The sequence below is a fragment of the Streptomyces sp. NPDC030798 genome (assembly GCF_055572275.1).
Genome location: NZ_JBVIDR010000002.1, coordinates 395,233 through 413,169, shown reverse-complemented (window position 1 = coordinate 413,169; position 17,937 = coordinate 395,233). Strand labels below are relative to the sequence as shown.

Annotated in this window: 13 protein-coding genes; 4 read left to right on the top strand and 9 right to left on the bottom strand. The window is 73.3% G+C overall.

From position 1 onward, the window contains the following. Window positions 1-108: 108 nt before the first annotated feature. From ACZ404_RS06345 to ACZ404_RS06335, 3 genes are all read right to left on the bottom strand, one after another. Window positions 109-4,575 (bottom strand): Rne/Rng family ribonuclease, encoded by a 4,467-nt coding sequence (locus ACZ404_RS06345; RefSeq protein ID WP_468436462.1) that lies wholly within the window; start codon window positions 4,573-4,575, stop codon window positions 109-111. Between the two features lie 262 nt (window positions 4,576-4,837). Continuing rightward, the gene (locus ACZ404_RS06340; protein WP_468436460.1) at window positions 4,838-5,632 is read right to left on the bottom strand and encodes a TIGR03936 family radical SAM-associated protein; all 795 of its coding nucleotides are present in this window, start codon (window positions 5,630-5,632) and stop codon (window positions 4,838-4,840) included. A 46-nt stretch (window positions 5,633-5,678) separates the two neighbouring features. Next, complete coding sequence (locus tag ACZ404_RS06335) at window positions 5,679-6,770, bottom strand: hypothetical protein (RefSeq protein ID WP_468436458.1); 1,092 nt, start codon at window positions 6,768-6,770, stop codon at window positions 5,679-5,681. 218 nt (window positions 6,771-6,988) lie between these two features. On the opposite strand from ACZ404_RS06335, the gene ACZ404_RS06330 reads away from it, so the two are divergent. The 3 genes from ACZ404_RS06330 to ACZ404_RS06320 all read left to right on the top strand — a co-directional run bounded on the left by ACZ404_RS06330 (window position 6,989) and on the right by ACZ404_RS06320 (window position 9,625). Beyond that, window positions 6,989-7,351, top strand: coding sequence for a DUF805 domain-containing protein (locus ACZ404_RS06330; protein ID WP_468436456.1), 363 nt, complete (start codon window positions 6,989-6,991; stop codon window positions 7,349-7,351). A gap of 146 nt (window positions 7,352-7,497) precedes the next feature. Further along, complete coding sequence (locus tag ACZ404_RS06325) at window positions 7,498-8,907, top strand: protein kinase domain-containing protein (protein ID WP_468436454.1); 1,410 nt, start codon at window positions 7,498-7,500, stop codon at window positions 8,905-8,907. Between the two features lie 34 nt (window positions 8,908-8,941). Continuing rightward, window positions 8,942-9,625 (top strand): SAVMC3_10250 family protein, encoded by a 684-nt coding sequence (locus tag ACZ404_RS06320; protein ID WP_468436452.1) that lies wholly within the window; start codon window positions 8,942-8,944, stop codon window positions 9,623-9,625. A gap of 23 nt (window positions 9,626-9,648) precedes the next feature. Here the strand turns inward: ACZ404_RS06320 and ACZ404_RS06315 are convergent, their stop codons facing one another. From ACZ404_RS06315 to ACZ404_RS06300, 4 genes are all read right to left on the bottom strand, one after another. Then, entirely contained in the window at window positions 9,649-12,183 is a 2,535-nt protein-coding gene (locus tag ACZ404_RS06315) for an amino acid permease (protein WP_468436450.1), read from the bottom strand. 189 nt (window positions 12,184-12,372) lie between these two features. Continuing rightward, complete coding sequence (locus ACZ404_RS06310) at window positions 12,373-12,756, bottom strand: hypothetical protein (RefSeq protein ID WP_468436448.1); 384 nt, start codon at window positions 12,754-12,756, stop codon at window positions 12,373-12,375. Between the two features lie 35 nt (window positions 12,757-12,791). Then, entirely contained in the window at window positions 12,792-13,361 is a 570-nt protein-coding gene (locus ACZ404_RS06305; RefSeq protein ID WP_468436446.1) for a hypothetical protein, read from the bottom strand. A 127-nt stretch (window positions 13,362-13,488) separates the two neighbouring features. After that, window positions 13,489-14,787, bottom strand: a complete 1,299-nt coding sequence (locus tag ACZ404_RS06300) for a vanadium-dependent haloperoxidase (RefSeq protein ID WP_468436444.1) — start codon at window positions 14,785-14,787, stop codon at window positions 13,489-13,491. 460 nt (window positions 14,788-15,247) lie between these two features. On the opposite strand from ACZ404_RS06300, the gene ACZ404_RS06295 reads away from it, so the two are divergent. Next, window positions 15,248-15,721: a VOC family protein gene (locus tag ACZ404_RS06295; protein ID WP_468436442.1), complete on the top strand. Its 474-nt coding sequence runs from the start codon at window positions 15,248-15,250 to the stop codon at window positions 15,719-15,721. A gap of 32 nt (window positions 15,722-15,753) precedes the next feature. Here ACZ404_RS06295 and ACZ404_RS06290 read toward each other — a convergent pair whose 3' ends face one another. Together ACZ404_RS06290 and ACZ404_RS06285 are read right to left on the bottom strand one after the other, a co-directional pair. After that, window positions 15,754-15,936, bottom strand: a complete 183-nt coding sequence (locus ACZ404_RS06290; protein ID WP_468436440.1) for a DUF5996 family protein — start codon at window positions 15,934-15,936, stop codon at window positions 15,754-15,756. Window positions 15,937-15,981: 45 nt separating this feature from the next. Then, window positions 15,982-17,919 (bottom strand): TIGR03960 family B12-binding radical SAM protein, encoded by a 1,938-nt coding sequence (locus ACZ404_RS06285; RefSeq protein WP_468436438.1) that lies wholly within the window; start codon window positions 17,917-17,919, stop codon window positions 15,982-15,984. Between the last annotated feature and the right edge of the window lie 18 nt (window positions 17,920-17,937).

The window sequence follows — 17,937 nt, the reverse complement described above, 5'->3', positions numbered from 1 at the left end:
GTGGGGAGACGGGGGGGGGGGAAGGTCGACGTCCATGGGGGCGGGGTGGCCAACTGGTGGGGGGGGGGGGGGGGTCCTCCCCCCCCCCCCCCCCCCCCACCCCGGGCCTCAGCCCTCGTCGCCGGCCGCGGAGACCGTGGTGGTCTTCTTGGCCGTCGCCTTCGCGGCGGCCGTCTTGGCGGTCTTCGCCGCCTTCTTGGCCGTCGTCTTCTTGGCGGCCGTCTTCTTGGCCGCGGTCTTCTTGGTGGCCGCCTTCTTCGCCGTGGCCTTCTTGGCGGTCTTGCGCGCCGCCTTCTTGGCGGGGGCGGCCGCCTCGGGGGCCTCGTCCGCGTCGGCGGCGGCCGGGGTCTCCTCGGCCGCGGCCTCCGCCGCCGGTCCCTCCGTCGCCGGGCCCGCCGGGACGACCACGACGGCCGCCTCCTCGGACGCGGTCGGCGCGGTGGCCTTGCGGACGGCGCGGCGGCGCGGGCGGGCCGGGGCGGCGCTCTCGGCGGGCGCCTCCTCGGCCGGAGCCGGAGCCTGCTCGGCGACGGCCTGCGGGGCCGCCTCCGCCACGGGCGCGGTCTCGTGCACCGTCACCACGGCCGCCTCGGCCCCCGCCGGGGAACCGGCCGGCGCGGATGCCTTCCGGGTCGCCCGACGGCGCGTACGGCCCTTGGGCGCGGCCTCCTCGGCGGCGGGCTGCTCGGCAGCCGCCTCCTGGGCGACCACCGGGTCCTCCGCGGCGACCGGCTCGGCCTGGGCCTCGGCGGCCGTCTCCGGCTGCACGGGGCGTACGGCCTCGTCGGCGGGGGTGACGGCCTGGGCGGTGGGCGCCTCGGGCGTCGTCGCCCCGGCCGTGTCGGCGGCCTCGGCCGCCTGGGCGGGCCTGCGGCTCTCGGCCTTCGGCGTCCCCGCCGGTGCAGAGGCCCGGCGGCTCGCGCGGCGCCGCGTACGGCCGCGGCTGGCCGCCGCCTCCGCCTCGGCGACGCTGCTGTACAGCTCCTCGTCCGGCGCGAAGTCGGGCGCGGGCAGGGCCACCGGCTCGGCGAGCTCGGCCGCGACCTCGACCGCGGTCTCGACCTCCGGCTCGACGGCCTCGCCGGTCTCCACCGCCACGGCGGCGGTCTCGTGGACGTGCTCCTGCCCGTCACCGCTGCGGCCGCCGCGCTTCTTGCGCTTGCCGCCACCGCCGCCGCCGACCGAGGTCGGCTGCTCGATGTGCACGATGACACCGCGGCCGTTGCAGTGGACGCAGGTCTCGGAGAAGGACTCCAGCAGGCCCTGGCCGACCCGCTTGCGGGTCATCTGCACCAGGCCCAGCGAGGTCACCTCGGCCACCTGGTGCTTCGTACGGTCCCGGCCCAGGCACTCCAGCAGGCGGCGCAGCACCAGGTCGCGGTTGGACTCCAGGACCATGTCGATGAAGTCGATCACGATGATGCCGCCGAGGTCGCGCAGCCGGAGCTGGCGCACGATCTCCTCGGCCGCCTCCAGGTTGTTCCTGGTGACCGTCTCCTCCAGGTTGCCGCCCTGGCCGGTGAACTTGCCGGTGTTGACGTCGATGACGACCATCGCCTCGGTCCGGTCGATCACCAGCGAACCGCCGCTCGGCAGCCACACCTTGCGGTCCAGCGCCTTGGCGAGCTGCTCGTCGATCCGGTACGTGGCGAAGACATCGACCTCGGAGGTCCACTTGGACAGCCGGTCGGCGAGGTCCGGGGCGACGTGGGAGACGTATCCGTGGATGGTCTCCCAGGCGTCGTCACCGCTGACGATGACCTTGGAGAAGTCCTCGTTGAAGATGTCGCGCACGACCCGGACGGTCATGTCCGGCTCGCCGTACAGCAGCGACGGCGCGTTGCCGTTCTTGGCCTTCTTCTGGATGTCCTCCCACTGCGCCTGCAGCCGCTCGACGTCCCGGCGCAGCTCGTCCTCGCTCGCGCCCTCGGCGGCGGTGCGCACGATGACACCCGCGTCCTCGGGGACGATCTTCTTGAGGATGGTCTTCAGCCGGGCCCGCTCGGTGTCGGGCAGCTTGCGGCTGATGCCGGTCATCGAGCCCTCGGGGACGTACACCAGGTAGCGGCCCGGGAGCGAGACCTGGCTGGTCAGCCGGGCGCCCTTGTGCCCGATGGGGTCCTTCGTCACCTGGACGAGCACCGACTGGCCGGACTTCAGGGCGGACTCGATCCGGCGCGGCCCGTTGGCCATGCCGAGCGCCTCGAAGTTGACCTCGCCGGCGTACAGGACGGCGTTGCGGCCCTTGCCGATGTCGATGAAGGCGGCCTCCATCGACGGCAGCACGTTCTGCACCTTGCCCAGGTAGACGTTGCCGACGTACGAGGTCGACTGCTCCTTGTTGACGTAGTGCTCGACGAGCACGCCGTCCTCGAGGACGCCGATCTGCGTGCGCTCGCCGTGCTGGCGGACGACCATCACGCGCTCGACGGCCTCGCGGCGGGCCAGGAACTCGGCCTCGGTGATGATCGGGACGCGCCGGCGGCCCTGCTCGCGGCCTTCGCGGCGGCGCTGCTTCTTGGCCTCCAGACGGGTCGAGCCCTTGATGGACTGCACCTCGTCGGACGGCTCGGCGGGCTTGCGGGGCTCGCGGACCTTGACGACCGTGCGCTCCGGGTCGTCGGCGGACGGCTCGGCCTCGGGGGCCGTGTCACCGGCGCGACGACGGCGGCGCCGGCGCCGGCGGCTGCTGGAGCTGGATCCGCCGGACTCCTCGCCCCGGGCGTCCTCGGCGTCCTCGTCCTCCTGCTCGGCGGTGTCCTCGGCGTCCTGCGCGGCCTGCTCGGCGGCCACGTCCTCGGCCTCGGCGTCCATGCCCTCGCCCTCGGCGGCGTCACCCCGGCGGCGGCGACGGCCGCCCCGGCGGCGCCGGCGGCGCGAACCGGACTCCTCGGAGCCCTCGGCCTCGTCGGCCTCGTCGGCCTCCTCCGGCTCCTCGCCGTCGGCGAGGTCCTCGGCGCTCTCCTCCGGCTCCTCGGCCTCGGCGGCCTGCGGCTCCTCCACGCCCCTGCGACGGCGGCGCCGGCGCGGGCCGCTGTCGGCGCGCTCCTCGGCGTACGGCTCGGTCTCCTCGGGCTCCTCCGGCTCGGCGGCCTCGGCAGCGGCTTCGGCTGCGGCCCGCTCGGGGGTCTGGAACCTCGGCTCGGTGAACACCGGCGCCTGGAACACGGCGACGGCGGGCCGGGCCGGGCGGCGCGGCGCCTCGCCCTCGGCGGCCGGGGACTCCGCGGGCGCGGCGAACCCGGTCGCGGCCTGCCGGACGACCCGGCGGCGCCGGCGCGGGGCAGCGCCCTCCTCGGAGGCCTGGGCGGCGATCTGCGGTGCGGTGGCCTGCGGCGCCTCGGGGGCGGCGGACCGGGCGGCGGTGGGCTCGGTGATCTCGGTCTCCTCGACCTGCTCGGCCGCCTCGGCGGCAGCCGCGGGCGCCTCCTCGGCGGCGGGGGCACCGGCGGGCGCGGACACGGGGCGCGTGGCACGACGCCGGGTACGCCGCGGCGCCTCCTCGACGGCCTCCTCGGCCACCGGCTCCTCGGCGACGGCCTCGGCAGCGGGAGCGGCAGCGGGTACGACCGTCTCGGCGGTCTCGGCGGTCTCGGCGGCTTCGGCGGGCGCGGACACGCGGCGCGTGGCACGACGCCGGGTACGCCGCGGCGCCTCCTCGACGGCCTCCTCGGCCACCGACTCCTCGGCGACGGCCTCGGCGGCGGCAGCGGGAGCGGCGGCCGGTACGACCGTCTCGGCGGTCTCGGCGGCTTCGGCGGGCGCCGGGGAGCCTGCGGGCGCGGACGCCCGCCGGGCGGCACGGCGACGCGGACGAGCGGCGGGCTCGGCCTCCATGGCGGGAGCGGCCTCGGCCTCGACCTCCGCCGCGGGTGCGGCAGCGGCCGGCGCCTCGGCGGACGGCACGGACTCGGGCGCCTCGGCGGCCTTCGGCGCACCGGCGGGCGCGGAGGCACGCCGGGTGGCACGGCGCCGCGGGCGAGCGGCGGGCTCGGCCTCCACGGCGGGTTCGGCCTCGGCGGCGGACGCGGCTGCGGGGGCCTCCGCCTCCGTCACCTTCTCCTCGTCCGCCTTCTCCTCGTCCACGGCGGGCACCACGGTCTCCGCCGCCTGCGCAGCACCGGCGGGCGCGGCCGCGCGGCGCGTGGCCCGGCGGCGGGTGCGGCGAGGCGCTGCTTCCGCGTCGGACGCGACGGCCGCGGCGGTCTCGTCCGACGCGGGCGGCTCGGCGGCCACGGCGGCAGCAGCGGGGACAACCGTCTCGGCGGCCTCCGCGGCGGCCGGCGTCCCCGCGGGCGCGGACGCACGCCGGGTGGCCCGGCGGCGCGTACGACCGGCGGGCGCGGCCTCCTCGGCGGCGGTGGCGGCAGGTGCCTCGGGGGCCTCCGCCTCGGCGATGTCCTCGGCGTCCGCGGCCGGTATGGCCGGCACGGTCACCTCGGTCTCCGCAGTCGCCTCGGCCGCGGCGGGCGGGCCCGCCGGGCGGGAGGCGGCACGGCGACGCCTGCGCGGCGGCAGGGTGTCGCTCGGAGTGTTCAGTTCGGAACCCTCATGGGGTTCGATCGGCTCGAGCATGCGGGCGTTTCTCCCGTCAGGCTCCCGGGCGCCGCACCTGGTCCGGCGCCGGTCGTTTCGACCGTCCGCCGGTGACGTCCGCGGCCCGCGCGATAGCGCGATGGCCGCCGTCCGCGGCGCGGGCGCCGCACGGGAGCACTCTGTGTCCTGTCTCGCCGGTTCCGTACGCCTTGTCGGTACGGCCTGGCGAAAGTCTTCTGGTCGGTGCGCTGCCCGACCCAGGTGGCTCCCGAGTACGAGGGCGGCGCTACGACGTCCGTCCCTACGCGGAACCTTCCGGCGTCGGCGCCGTCGCGGCGGCAGCCGGTGCGGCCGTCAGGGCCTCGGCTGCGTCGCGGTCGGGCGCGAGCGGGTCGGTCACCGTGCCGGTCTCTTCATCGAGCAGCCCCTGCGCCAGCCTGGTCACCGCTGCGGGGACCGGCGGCGCCAGGTCGGCCACGGCGCGGAGACCGGACAGGACGTCGTCGGGTCGTACGGCAGGCGTCACGTGCCGAACAACCAGCCGCAGTATCGCACAGGGCTGGTCGGTCGGCCTATCAGCCGGTGAACCGTGCGTTTCCACGCCCGGCAGGCTTTCCAGGTGCACGACCGCCGAGCGGGCGTCGAAGGTGCGGACGCCGTTCTTGGTCATGCGCTGCACCTCGACGGTGTCGGCCTTGATGAAGGCCTCCACCGCGCGAGCGGCGTCGAGGGGGTCGACGCCGTCGAGCCGCAGCTCCCAGACGGAGGCCGTGAGCCGGTCGGCGAGACCCGAGGTCCGTGCCTCGACCGCGTCGACGACGTCGAGCCCGGCGGGCAGCGACGCGTCGAGGAGGACGCGCAGGGTCTCGGGGTCGCGCGGCTCGGTCAGCGCGATCTCCAGGTATTCCGCTTCACTGCCCGTGCCGGTGGGTGCGGCATTGGCGTACGACACCTTCGGGTGCGGTGTGAACCCCGCCGAGTACGCCATGGGCACCTCGGCGCGGCGCAGCGCACGCTCGAAGGCGCGCTGGAAGTCTCGGTGGCTGGTGAACCTCAGGCGGCCGCGCTTGGTGTAGCGCAGTCGGATGCGCTGCACCGCGGGTGCGGGCGGCGGGCCTTCGGGCTGTCGCTTGCCCAGTGTCCTAGTCCTTCGTGAGAGCGGTCGTACTGCTATCAAGAGTACGTGTCGCGCGGCCTCCGGGTTCCCGGCGGCCTACGGCGGCCGGCTGCCGCGGCTCGCCGAACAGCATGCGCCGGAAGTCGGCGCGGGCCTGCCGTACGGTGTCGCGCGCGGTGGCCAGGGCCTGCCGTGCGGACCGTCCCACCACGCGCGCGGCCTCGGCGGCGGGCCGCAGGACGAGGTCGCGCACGACGTGCCCGACGGGCGTGAGGACCGTCCGGTACACCCAGCGCAGCGGCTCCACGAAGATCCACCGGAAGAGGGTCGCGAGGAACCGCCCGACGGCCCGCGAGATGTGCCCCGCGATCCGCCAGGCATGCCCGAGGGCGTCCCCGATCTCCCGGGCGACGACGGCCAGGGCCCGGCCGAGGGGCGCGAGCACCCCGCGCCACAGGGCGAGGGCGGGCAGCACCAGCAGGACGCGGGCCGTCCAGTACAGGGCGGTGCCGATCGCGGTGCCGACGGCGTCCACGAGCCGGGCCACGGCCCGCCCGACCGGCGCGAGCACCCACGCGTACAGCCACCGCGCGGGGACGACGAGCAGGTACCGCACCAGCCAGGCCACGGCGGCGAACACCCCCGCCCCCACGGCGGCGAGCAGGAGGCCGGCGCCCTTCAGCAGCCGGGCCACGCCCCGGCCCACCGGCGCGAGCACGCGTGCGTGCAGCCGTCCGAGGCCGGCGCCGATCTTCCGCGCCGACCAGGCGAAGGCGTGCCCGACCGGCGTCAGCACGTACCGGTACAGCCACCCCAGCGGCACCACGACGAGGACGCGCCCGAGCCGGGCCAGCGCCTTCCCGACGGGCACCAGGACCCAGCGCCGGAGTGCCGCGAACGGCCAGACGAACACGGCCCTGGCGAGCAGCAGCAGGACCCGGCCGAGCGGCCGCAGCACGGTGTCGGTCAGGAACCGGCCCAGGACGACCAGCGCGTCCCACACCATCCGCACCGGCACGACCAGCACGAGCACGACGATCCGCACCGGGATGCGGATGGCGACGGCGAGGCACCCTTCGGGCTGCTGCGGCGGGGGTGGCGGCTTCTGGAGGTCCATACCGGCTCAGACGCGCCGCACGCGGGTCCGGATGCGCGGCCCGGGTTGCGATGCCGTCACGTCCGAGGAGGCCAGAGGCGTGTGGAGGGCCGTGTCGTGTCACCGATTGGCAGCAGCCGGATAACACATTGACCCGGGCACGCCAAAAACGTGGTTTCCGGCCAGGCTGACTGATTCGATGGGGGCTCGCACGTCAAGAATCCCTGGGGGGACGAGAAATGAACTGGTACCTCGAAGTACTCAAGAAGTACGCCGTGTTCAGCGGCCGCGCGCGCCGCAAAGAGTTCTGGATGTTCACGCTGTTCAACCTGATCGTCGTCCTCGCGCTGCTGGTCCTCGCGGCCGTCACGAAGTCGACCGTCTTCTACGCGCTGTACGGCCTCTACGGCCTGGCCGTCCTGCTGCCCGGGCTGGGCGTCACGGTCCGCCGCCTGCACGACACGAGCCGCTCCGGCTGGTGGATCCTGTTCTACCTGGTCCCGCTCGTCGGCCCGATCACGCTGCTCGTCTTCCTCGCCTCCGAGGGCAAGGCCGAGCCGAACCAGTACGGCCCGAACCCGAAGTACGTCGCCGTCGCCTGAGCCGACGTCAGCGCCCGTGGGGCCCGCCGGAGTCGTCCCGGCGGGCCCTTGCGCGCGCTGTGAATCCGTTACCAGCCGCCTGTCACTGCGGCCACCTATCCTGGAAGCGGGCGAGGCGGCCCGGACCCCCGGTTGAGGAGCGGCGCGTGGCAAAGGTGAGGGTCTACGAGGTGGCCCGGGAGTGGGGGGTCGACAGCCAGGTCACGATGGACATGCTCAGGGAGATGGGCGAGTTCGTACGCTCGGCCTCGTCCACCATCGAGCCGGCGGCCGAACGCAGGCTGGAACAGGCGCTCGAAGACAGGTACGGGCCCCGGGTCCGTGTGGCTGAGCTCGCAGGTGAACTGGACGCGCCCGTTCCCGTGGTGCTGGGAGTGCTCAGGGACGAGCTGCCGTTCCCCGGCCACCCCGCGGAGGCCCCCCTCACCCCGAATCAGGCACATCTGATACGCCGTCGGCTCGCCCGGACGGCGCCCCCCGCATCCGGCGCACGCGCCGCCGCCTCTGCGCCGCCGGAGCCCTCGCCGGGACCCGTGTCCCGGCCGGCGGACGTGTTCATCCCCGCCAAGCCCCCCGCTCTCGCCCGGATCGCCCTCCACGCGCCCGCGGTGGAGCGGTCCGCTGCCCGGCCCGAGGTGCGGGAGTGGGACCCCACCGCCCGCTGGAAGCCCCTGCAGTCCTTCGATCCCCGGTCGGTCGGGCCGTACACGCTGGTGCGGCGGATCGGCAGCGGGGCGATGGGGCGGGTCTTTCTGGGGCACTCCGTGGCGGGGCGCCGGCTCGCCATCAAGGTGATCAAGGAAGAGCTGGCCGACGACAAGGAATTCCGGCGGCGCTTCGAACGCGAGGTGGCCGCCGCCAGGAACGTCAACGGGTTCTACGCGCCGCCCGTCGTCGACGCGGACACCGGGGCGCACATCCCGTGGCTGGCCACCGCCTACGTCTCGGCTCCCTCGCTGCAGGAACTCGTCGACGAGTGCGGCCCCCTGCCCGTCGGGGCGGTGCGCTGGATCGCGGCCCAGATGGCCGAGGCCTTCCAGTCCGTGCACGCCTCCGGGATCATCCACCGGGACCTCAAGCCCTCCAACGTGCTGGTCGGGGCCGACGGGATCCGCGTCATCGACTTCGGTCTCGCCCTGGCGGCGGCGGCCGCGAGCAAGCTGACGGTCGTGAACACCACGCTGGGCACTCCCGCGTACATGTCGCCCGAGCAGGCCGAGGACGCACGGAAGGTGACCCCGGCGAGCGATGTGTACGCACTCGGCGCCGTCCTGCTCTTCGCCGCGACGGGGCACACCCCCTACCCGGCGGGCAACCCCCTGCAGACGATGTTCCGCGTCATGCGGGGAGAGCAGCCCGACCTCACCGGGCTGCCCGCGGAACTGACCGACGTCGTCGCCGCCTGCCTGCACAGGGATCCGCGGGAGCGGCCGGGGCTGGCGGAACTGCTGAAGCGCTTCTCGCGTGACATGCAACCGGGGAGCGACGGACTGTTCCGGGCCTCGGAGCTCCTGCCCCGGAAGGCCTTCGCGTTCCTGAGGCTGCAGGACACCTGAGCCGGCCACGAAGGACGGAGCGACAGTGCAGGAAATGATCTACGTGTCCGACCGCAAGCTCGCCCAGTTCCTGCCGCGGCTGCGGTCGGCCTGGCCGCGCCCGCGGGTCAACCTCTCGACACCCTTCGGCGGTGTCGAGGTCGACACCGCCACCGCGCCCGTCGGCCGCGATCCCCGCGCCGGGCATCTCGCCCGTGTCGTGAGCCGGATCGAGGAGTCCGCACGCTGGTACGGCGAGGACGGTCTGCGGCCCGGCCAGTGGGTGGCCTTCGAGGCCCCGCTGAACTACGTCGTGCTCAACCCCTCGGGCACCCCCATGGTGCTGTTCGTGGACGCTCCCGCGCCCGCGCAGGCCGGCACGCGGCTCCTGCTGCACGGCTCCGTCGAGCATCTGATCGCGGCCGACCGGTCCGTCCCGGTGGAGGAGCAGGGCCCGGACGAACTCGTCCGGAGCGTCCTCGACGGCGGAGCCAGCGCCCCCGGCGCGCTGCTGTCGGCCGTGTCCGACGACCTCGCCGATCTCGCCGGCGCGGAGGGACAGCGGCCGCCGCTGTACACGGCGCTGCAGCGGCTGCTGCAGCGGCTCGACGCGCGGACCCACCCGGAGACGGCGGCGGGCATGCGCGGCTACGCCCGCATCACGGCCGGCTTCCAGGGCGGCAGCGGCCCCGGACTGCTCGTGGCGAGCCCGCTGTACGTGGAGTACGGCGAGGACTGAGACCGCCGCACCGCCCGGCCGGGTCACGGCGGATACAGGTCCTGCTCGGTCCAGATCGTCTTGCCGGTCGGGGTGTAGCGCGTGCCCCAGTGGTGGGTCATCTGGGCGATGATGTACAGCCCCCGGCCTCCCTCGTCGTCGCTCGCGGCGTGCCGCAGGTTGGGCGTGGTGTTGCCGGTGTCGGAGACCTCGCAGATCAGCGTCCGGTCCCGGATCAGGCGTACCTGGATCGGCCCGCCGACGTAGCGGATGGCGTTGGTGACCAGTTCGCTGACGATGAGCTCCGTGGTGAACGCCAGGTCCTCCAGCCCCCAGTCTCCGAGCTGCTTGCGCACGGCGGTGCGGATCGTCGCCACCGCCGTCGGATCCGGGGGCAGCTCCCACTGCGCGAAACGGCTGGGGTCCAGCAGCCGGGTCCGTGCCACCAGCAGCGTCGCGTCGACGTCCACCGGCCCGGGCAGCAGGGTGTTCACTGTCCGGTCGCACAGCTCCTCCAGGGAGCGCCCGCCGCCGGTGAGCACAGCGGCCAGCTGCGCGAGCCCCTCCTCCCGGTCGTCGGCGGCCTGGAGAAGACCGCCCGTGAAGAGGACGACGAGACTGCCCGGCCGGAGCTCCAGCTCCGTGCTCTGGTACGGCGGACCGCCGGTCCCCAGCGGCGTCCCCGGGGGCAGCCGGGGATAGCGGACGGCGCCCGTGTCCGGTTCCACCACCGCCAGCACCGACTCCCCGGCCCGGGCCAGGCTGCACTTGCCCGAGACGGGGTCGTACACCGCGTACAGGCAGGTCACCCCCCTGGCCTCGTCGGCCCGCCGCGTCCGATGGTCCGGATCGTGACCGTCCTGGTGCTCCTGCGCGGTCTGCTCGACCAGATCGTCCAGGCGGGACAGCAACTCGTCCGGGGCCAGGTCCAGCCGGGCCAGGACGCGCACCCCCGTCCGCAGGCGCCCCATGGTGGCCGCGGCGCGCAGACCGTGCCCGACCACGTCCCCGACGACCAGGCCGGCCCGGGTGCCCGACAGGGGGATGACGTCGTACCAGTCGCCGCCCACACCCGAGCCGCTGTCGGCGGGCAGGTAGCGGCTCGCGGAGTCCAGGGCCGTGTGCGGCGGCAGATGGCACGGCAGCAGGCTGCGCTGCAGCTTCAGGGCCACGGCGTGGCCCCGGGTGACCACCGGCATCAGCAGCAGACCCAGCAGCAGGGCGCCCAGACCCACGACGGTGACCCCGCCGGTCGGCCCGACCAGCGGCAGGTCGACGCTGGTCGCGCCGTACCCGGGGGCGGCGTAGACGACGGTGGCGTACAGGAACAGGCAGAACATGACCAGCGCGCCCAGGCCCGGCAGCACGCCCTTGAAGACGAGGTCCCGGGGACTTCGGGTCAGGACCCGACGGTGGTACCAGAGACAGGCGAACCCGGTCAGCCCGTACTGGAACGTGATCGCGAGGCCCACCGAGTCGATCGAGTCGGCCAGCACGTTGCCGCTGAACGAGGACAGCGCGATCAGGGTGGCGACCGAGATCGCGCCCATGCCCACGGTCGACCAGGTCGGCGTGAGGAACTTGCGGTGCACCCGCGCGAACTGCGCGGGCACCGCCTTGTGCACCGCCATGGAGAACACGGTCCGGGCCAGCGGCAGGATGGTGGTCTGGGTGGAGGCCAGCGCGGAGGTCAGCACCATCAGGATCAGCAGCCTCGTCAGCACCAGCCCGGCGTCGTGCGTCCCGAAGACCGCCTCGCCCAGCCCGGACAGCACGTCGTCCGAGTTGCCGGTGTTGCCCAGCCCGATCCCCGAGGCGCCGACCCCGGCGAACGCCTGCGCCGCGGTGGACACCAGGCCGTACATGACCAGGAGCAGCACGGTCGAGGTGACCGCGGCGCGCCCGGGGATGCGGGTGCTGTCGACGGTCTCCTCGTTGATCGAGACCGCCGTGTCCCAGCCCCAGTAGATGAAGACCCCCGCCAGGACACCCGACGTCAGCGCCTTGGACGAGGACACCTCGAAGGGGTTGAACCAGGACGCCGAGACATGGATCGCCGTCGGGGGCGGATCGGTGTAGACCCGGACCAGCGCGGCGACGGCGAACACGATCAGCATGCCCACTTCGAGGCACAGCAGCCAGCGCTGGACGGCGGCCGAGAACTCGATGCCGACGTAGCAGACCGCGGTCATCACCACGATCCAGACGACACCCGCCACACTCGTCCACAGCCGGTCCTCCGCCAGCCGGTCCAGGCCCACCAGACGAAAGCTGTAGGTCCCGGCGATCTCGGCGAGGCTCGCCATGACAATGACATTGGCGACGACGATCCCCCAGCCGCCCATCCATCCGGTACGCGGCCCGAACGCGCGCGTCGCCCAGGTGAACGTCGTCCCGCAGTCCGCTTCGCTGGCGTTCAGCTCCCGGAAGGCGTACGCGATCAGCAGCATCGGCAGGAACGACAGCATGATGACGATCGGCGCCTGCAGCCCGACGGCCACCACGATGAGCCCGAGCGTCGCGGCGAGACTGTAGGCCGGGGCGGTGGACGCTATCCCGATGACCACCGAGGAGAACATGCCCAGGGCATCGTTCTTGAGCCCCTTCCGGCCGGCCCCCGTCCCCGGAGCGGGACGACCGGCGGACCCGGCGCCACCAAAGTGCCTCACACTTGATTGCAACGCCACGTCACTCCCCCGCGCAACCGCGCGCACGCGGCGCTCGTACGGGTGGACGTACGAGCGGCCGAGCCCGCTTGCCGCGGCGGATCAGCCGTCCGCGATGACGCAGTCCTCCGGCTTCGTGCCGACGAGATCGCACAGAGCGGCGTCCGCCTGCCCTTCCGAGGGGCGCTTTCGCACCACCGCGGCCGCCGCACGGGCCCCGGCGCCGAAGCACGTCCGGTTCTGCTCCACGAGCACGCCGAGAACCGCCGCCCGCGCCGCGTCCACGGCGATCCGACGGGAATCGACCTCTCCCCCGCGCGCCTCCCGGCGCGCCTGCGCCCGCACCTGACCGGCCCGCACCCCGAACTCGTGCCTGACCTGCGCACACGCCGCCGACCGCGCGGACCCGCCGTCGCGCTGCGTCACCCCCACGGCATACCCGCCTGCGGCAAGCACGACTGCCCCGGCGCCCACCAGCGCGATCAACGAAGGTCTCATGGCGAGGGATGCTATCCCCCAGGTCAGCGGCCGTCCGCCCCGTGGCCGGCGCCCGTCGCACGGCGGGCCGACGCCTCCGCCCGATCGGCTCTCGCCAGAAGACGCGCCCGCCTACGGGGCCACCACATCAGGTCGGCCAGGCAGAGCACGACCGCCAGCCAGGAAGCGACGGTCTCACCGGTGGAGCTCCTCACGGTGTCGTACACCGCGAGAGCGACCGCGAGGACGGTGACGAGCAGGACGACCCAACGGCGGAGCCGGTCCTCCTCGGCGGCCCGGTGCAAGGCGCGAGCGTATTCGACGACCGAGGGCGTCAGCCGGGACTCGACGGCCTCCCCACGCCGGGTGGCGCGTACGACAGCCGCGCGGTCGGCCCGGTCCATGCCCTTGGCCGCAGGCCAGATTCTGCCCATACGGCGCGCCACTCGGATGCCGTAGAACGGGCTCAGCACCACGAGGACCGCCACGGCGGCCGCCCACGACCCCGCCTCGACGAGAACGAAGGCCCCGGCGAAGACACCGGCCGCGAGACCGGCGACCGCGACCCGGCTCACCGGCCTCAGCGGCCACATCCAGCCCGGAACGAGAATCATCCGATCACGGTGCGCATCATCCGACAGGGACGCAACCACCGCACCGGCACGTCGGCCCCGGCACACGCGCACGGCGCAGCCCAACGGCGCCGGCTTCGGCCACGGCGCGTACGGGGCGGCCGGGAAATCACTCGGGAACGCTGCCGGCCCGCTGCCGGAGACGGCCGCCGTCGCCGCAGCACCTCGGCTCGACGGACCTGGCCTGCCGGGCCGTTCGTGCCGGCGTGGACGGCCGGGTGCCACCCTTGGCGACCGGCTGGAAGTAGTGGTCCAGCGCCCAGGCGGCGACGCGCGTACCGGCCCGGCAGCCGGCCACGTCCGCCGTGCGGGAGTGGACGCCGCCCCACACACGGGCGTCGACGACGTCCCGGTCGAGGTCGTCGGCGGACCCGTAGAACCGCGTGGTGCCCGTGACCTCGGAGGGGACGTACAGGTCGATGCGCGAGGTGCCGAGGAGACCGGTCAGGACACGTGCCACGGCAGCGGCGACGGTCGTATGGCCGGCCAGGTAGTCCGGGTGGGGCGGGGTGACGAGCAGCGGCTCCCAGACCGGGTCCGCCGTCGTCGCGGGGTTGCCGTCGGTGTCGGCGAGGCGGATGGCCGTGATCGGCCGCCAGGTGCCGTAGTGGAGCTTGGCGTCCCATGCGGTGATGACGGCGTCGCTCGCCGACGCGTTCACCGCGGCGAACAGCCGGGCCGTCTCGGCGATGCCCAGCCGGTGCCGGGCGGCGTGGTCTCGTACGGCCGCTTGGACCTGTTCGACCAGGTTGCCGCTGAAGAAGAGGGCGGTCTCCGTCTGCCGCGCGCTCCGGCCCGAGCCGGTCTTCGCGCCCATGGCCTTCAGCTCCCGCACATCCTCGGCGTAAGCGGCCGAGGAGAGGACGGGTGGTGCGCCGGGGCGGAATTGCTGCGGGGAGATGAGCAGCAGGGGGCGGAGCCTGGCGAGCCAGGTGTCGACGAAGGGCTGGAACACCGGCGGGGTGGGCCGCCAGACCCCCGGCGCCGGGACAGCGGTGAAGGGCACGTCCGCGAACCTGCCGTCCCCTTCCCGGAGTTCGATGATGCGGGCGGCAGCGCGCTTGCCGTAGCCAACGCCCCGGTCCCTGGCCCGACCGGCCGGGAGAGCGGCGAGCGAGTCCGCGTAGGCCGTGTCGAGCTGCGACGCGAAGGCAGGGAAGCAGGTGAGCAGTACGTCATGGGCCGCAGTGGCGGCAGCCGCCGCGGAGGATGCCCCGGCCGGACCGCGCTCGCGCCATTTGTACAGGCCGTAGCCCCCTTCGATGCCCACCACGGCGTTGTACACGGCGACGGAGACGAACCCCTCCCAGACCGCCGCCTGCCCGGAGGGGCGTACACCGAGGCTCTTTTTGATCGTGTCGGTGGCGATGGCGTTCCACTCGCGCACCACGGCTGCCGACTCCGCCACGGCCCGGGTGTCCGCGGGGGGACGTGTCGCGGCGGTGAGCGTCACAAGGGCGACGGCGGCGACGGCGCACAGGAACGCTCGGACTCGTGAACGCGGAGGGACGGCAAGAGGGGGCCTTCGGCGCACGGCGTTCTCCCTGGAGTCGTGTGCCCAAGGCTTAGCAGCGGCCCACTGCCCGAACAAGACGACTCACCGCAAACCGGACAGGCCCAGGATGCCTGCGAACGCCGCACCTCACAGCCTCGTCAGTGCAGCCGCATCACCGGCACGGCGGCCGCCAGACCACGCCGGCGGGTACCACCCCCGCCGGCGCCTCCCTCACCCCATCGAGTGCCTCGCCCGCCTCAGTGCACAAAACCGCGCCCGGTGCCCGGCCCGGCCCGCTCCCATGCCGCATCACGCAACGAGAGACGCATCGGCTGAGAGTGCCGCACGGCCATGCGCGCCATACGCTCGACACATGTCCGACGTCACGTCTGCCGGCGCCACAGCCGACGACCTTCCCGCACCGGCCGAGGGCCTGGTGCTCACCCACTTCCTCACGGTCAGCGATGTCCCTCGCTCGCGCGCGTTCTACGCCGACATACTGGGTGGACGGGTGGTGCTGGATGAGAATCCCTGCATCGTCAAGGTCGCCAACAGCTGGATCATCATGAACCCGGGCGGCGGGCCCACCGACGACAAACCCGATGTCGTCCTGCGCACACCGGAGGACCCCAACACCGTCTCCAGCTTTCTGAACGTACGGGTGGCGGACATCCACGACTTCTACGCCACGGCAAGCGCCAAAGGGGCCGAGTTCCTCACCCCGCCCATCGACCGCCGTGCCGAGCTGCGCTGCTACATGCGCGATCCGGACGGCTACCTCATCGAGGTGGGCCAGGCCACGGGGCTGCTCAAAGGCATCCTGGCGCGCACCGACACCGAAGCCTGACCGCTCGATCGTCGGACTTTCCCGACCGGAAGTCAGATCCGCCGGACCACGTCCGTGATGCCTCCGGGGCACGCCAGCGTCACGATGCCCCATCCGGCGCGTCCGGCCCCGGCCCGGTAGGCGCTTTCGTAGAAGGCAAGGACGGCGGCACGGGGATCGGTCTCGACGCGGGCCGCGTCGTAGCGCAGCACGGCCAGGTGGCTGTGCTGCGCCATGAGGGCGGCGGCCCCTGCGTTCCCTGCCGCACGAGGCCCGACCCGCTACTTGTCGACCACAGTCAAAGGCAGCAGCTTCTTGCCCGTCGGCCCCACCTGGATGTGGGTGTCCATCTGCGGGCACACCCCGCAGTCGAAGCAGGGCGTCCAGCGGCAGTCCTCGACCTCTGTTTCGTCGAGGGCGTCCTGCCAGTCCTCCCAGAGCCAGTCCTTGTCGAGGCCGGAGTCGAGGTGGTCCCAGGGGAGGACCTCCTCGTAGGTGCGCTCGCGGGTGGTGTACCAGTCGACGTCGACGCCGAAGGGGGCGAGGGCCTTGTCGGCGCAGGCCATCCAGCGGTCGTAGGAGAAGTGCTCGCGCCAGCCGTCGAAGCGGCCGCCGTCGTCGTAGACCGCGCGGATGACGGCGCCGATGCGGCGGTCGCCACGGGAGAGGAGGCCCTCGACGATGCCGGGCTTGCCGTCGTGGTAGCGGAAGCCGATGGAGCGGCCGTACTTCTTGTCCCCGCGGATCTTGTCGCGGAGCTTCTCCAGGCGGGCGTCCGTCTCCTCGGCGGAGAGCTGCGGGGACCACTGGAAGGGGGTGTGGGGCTTGGGGACGAAGCCGCCGATCGAAACCGTGCAGCGGATGTCGTTGGAGCCCGAGACCTCGCGGCCCTTCTGGATCACCCGCGTCGCCATGTCGGCGATCTGGAGGACGTCCTCGTCGGTCTCCGTGGGCAGGCCGCACATGAAGTACAGCTTCACCTGGCGCCAGCCGTTGCCGTAGGCGGTGGCGACCGTGCGGATCAGGTCGTCCTCCGAGACCATCTTGTTGATGACCTTGCGGATGCGTTCCGAGCCGCCCTCGGGGGCGAAGGTCAGGCCGGAGCGGCGGCCGTTGCGGGTCAGTTCGTTGGCCAGGTCGATGTTGAAGGCGTCGACGCGGGTGGAGGGGAGGGAGAGGCCGATCTTGTCGTCCTCGTAGCGGTCCGCCAGGCCCTTGGCGATGTCGCCGATCTCCGAGTGGTCCGCCGAGGACAGGGAGAGGAGGCCCACCTCCTCGAAGCCCGTCGCCTTCAGGCCCTTGTCGACCATCTCGCCGATGCCCGTGATGGAGCGCTCGCGGACCGGGCGGGTGATCATGCCCGCCTGGCAGAAGCGGCAGCCGCGGGTGCAGCCGCGGAAGATCTCCACGGACATGCGCTCGTGGACCGTCTCCGCAAGGGGGACCAGGGGCTGCTTGGGGTAGGGCCACTCGTCCAGGTCCATGACCGTGTGCTTGGACACGCGCCACGGCACGCCCGACTTGTTGGGGACCACGCGGGCGATGCGGCCGTCGGGGAGGTACTCGACGTCGTAGAAGGCGGGGACGTAGACGCCGCCCGTCTTCGCCAGGCGGAAGAGCAGTTCCTCGCGGCCGCCGGGGCAGCCCTCGGCCTTCCACTCGCGGGTGATCCGGGTGATGTCGAGGACGGCCTGCTCGCCGTCGCCGATCACGGCCGCGTCGATGAAGTCGGCGATCGGTTCGGGGTTGAAGGCGGCGTGGCCGCCGGCGACGACGATCGGGTCGTCGATGGTGCGGTCCTTGGACTCCAGGGGGATGCCCGCCAGGTCCAGGGCCGTGAGCATGTTGGTGTAGCCCAGTTCCGTGGAGAAGGACAGGCCGAACAGGTCGAAGGCCTTCACCGGGCGGTGGCTGTCCACCGTGAACTGCGGGACGCCGTGCTCGCGCATCAGCGCCTCCAGGTCCGGCCAGACGCTGTAGGTGCGCTCGGCGAGGACGCCGTCCTGCTCGTTGAGGACCTCGTAGAGGATCATGACGCCCTGGTTGGGCAGGCCGACCTCGTACGCGTCCGGGTACATCAGTGCCCAGCGGACGTCGCAGGAGTCCCATTCCTTGACCGTGGAGTTGAGTTCTCCGCCGACGTACTGGATGGGCTTCTGCACATGCGGGAGCAGTGCTTCAAGCTGCGGGAACACCGACTCGGCGGCTTCGGCAGGCATCTCGCGAACCTTCGTGAG

What these genes read in the sequence shown, in the direction of transcription:
- ACZ404_RS06295 (WP_468436442.1), top strand. Translation starts at nt 15,248, where the DNA reads ATGTCCGACGTCACGTCTGCCGGCGCCACAGCCGACGACCTTCCCGCA.
- ACZ404_RS06330 (WP_468436456.1), top strand. Translation starts at nt 6,989, where the DNA reads ATGAACTGGTACCTCGAAGTACTCAAGAAGTACGCCGTGTTCAGCGGC.
- ACZ404_RS06335 (WP_468436458.1), bottom strand. Translation starts at nt 6,770, where the DNA reads ATGGACCTCCAGAAGCCGCCACCCCCGCCGCAGCAGCCCGAAGGGTGC.
- ACZ404_RS06345 (WP_468436462.1), bottom strand. Translation starts at nt 4,575, where the DNA reads ATGCTCGAGCCGATCGAACCCCATGAGGGTTCCGAACTGAACACTCCG.
- ACZ404_RS06290 (WP_468436440.1), bottom strand. Translation starts at nt 15,936, where the DNA reads ATGGCGCAGCACAGCCACCTGGCCGTGCTGCGCTACGACGCGGCCCGC.
- ACZ404_RS06320 (WP_468436452.1), top strand. Translation starts at nt 8,942, where the DNA reads ATGATCTACGTGTCCGACCGCAAGCTCGCCCAGTTCCTGCCGCGGCTG.
- ACZ404_RS06315 (WP_468436450.1), bottom strand. Translation starts at nt 12,183, where the DNA reads ATGTTCTCCTCGGTGGTCATCGGGATAGCGTCCACCGCCCCGGCCTAC.
- ACZ404_RS06285 (WP_468436438.1), bottom strand. Translation starts at nt 17,919, where the DNA reads ATGCCTGCCGAAGCCGCCGAGTCGGTGTTCCCGCAGCTTGAAGCACTG.
- ACZ404_RS06305 (WP_468436446.1), bottom strand. Translation starts at nt 13,361, where the DNA reads ATGATTCTCGTTCCGGGCTGGATGTGGCCGCTGAGGCCGGTGAGCCGG.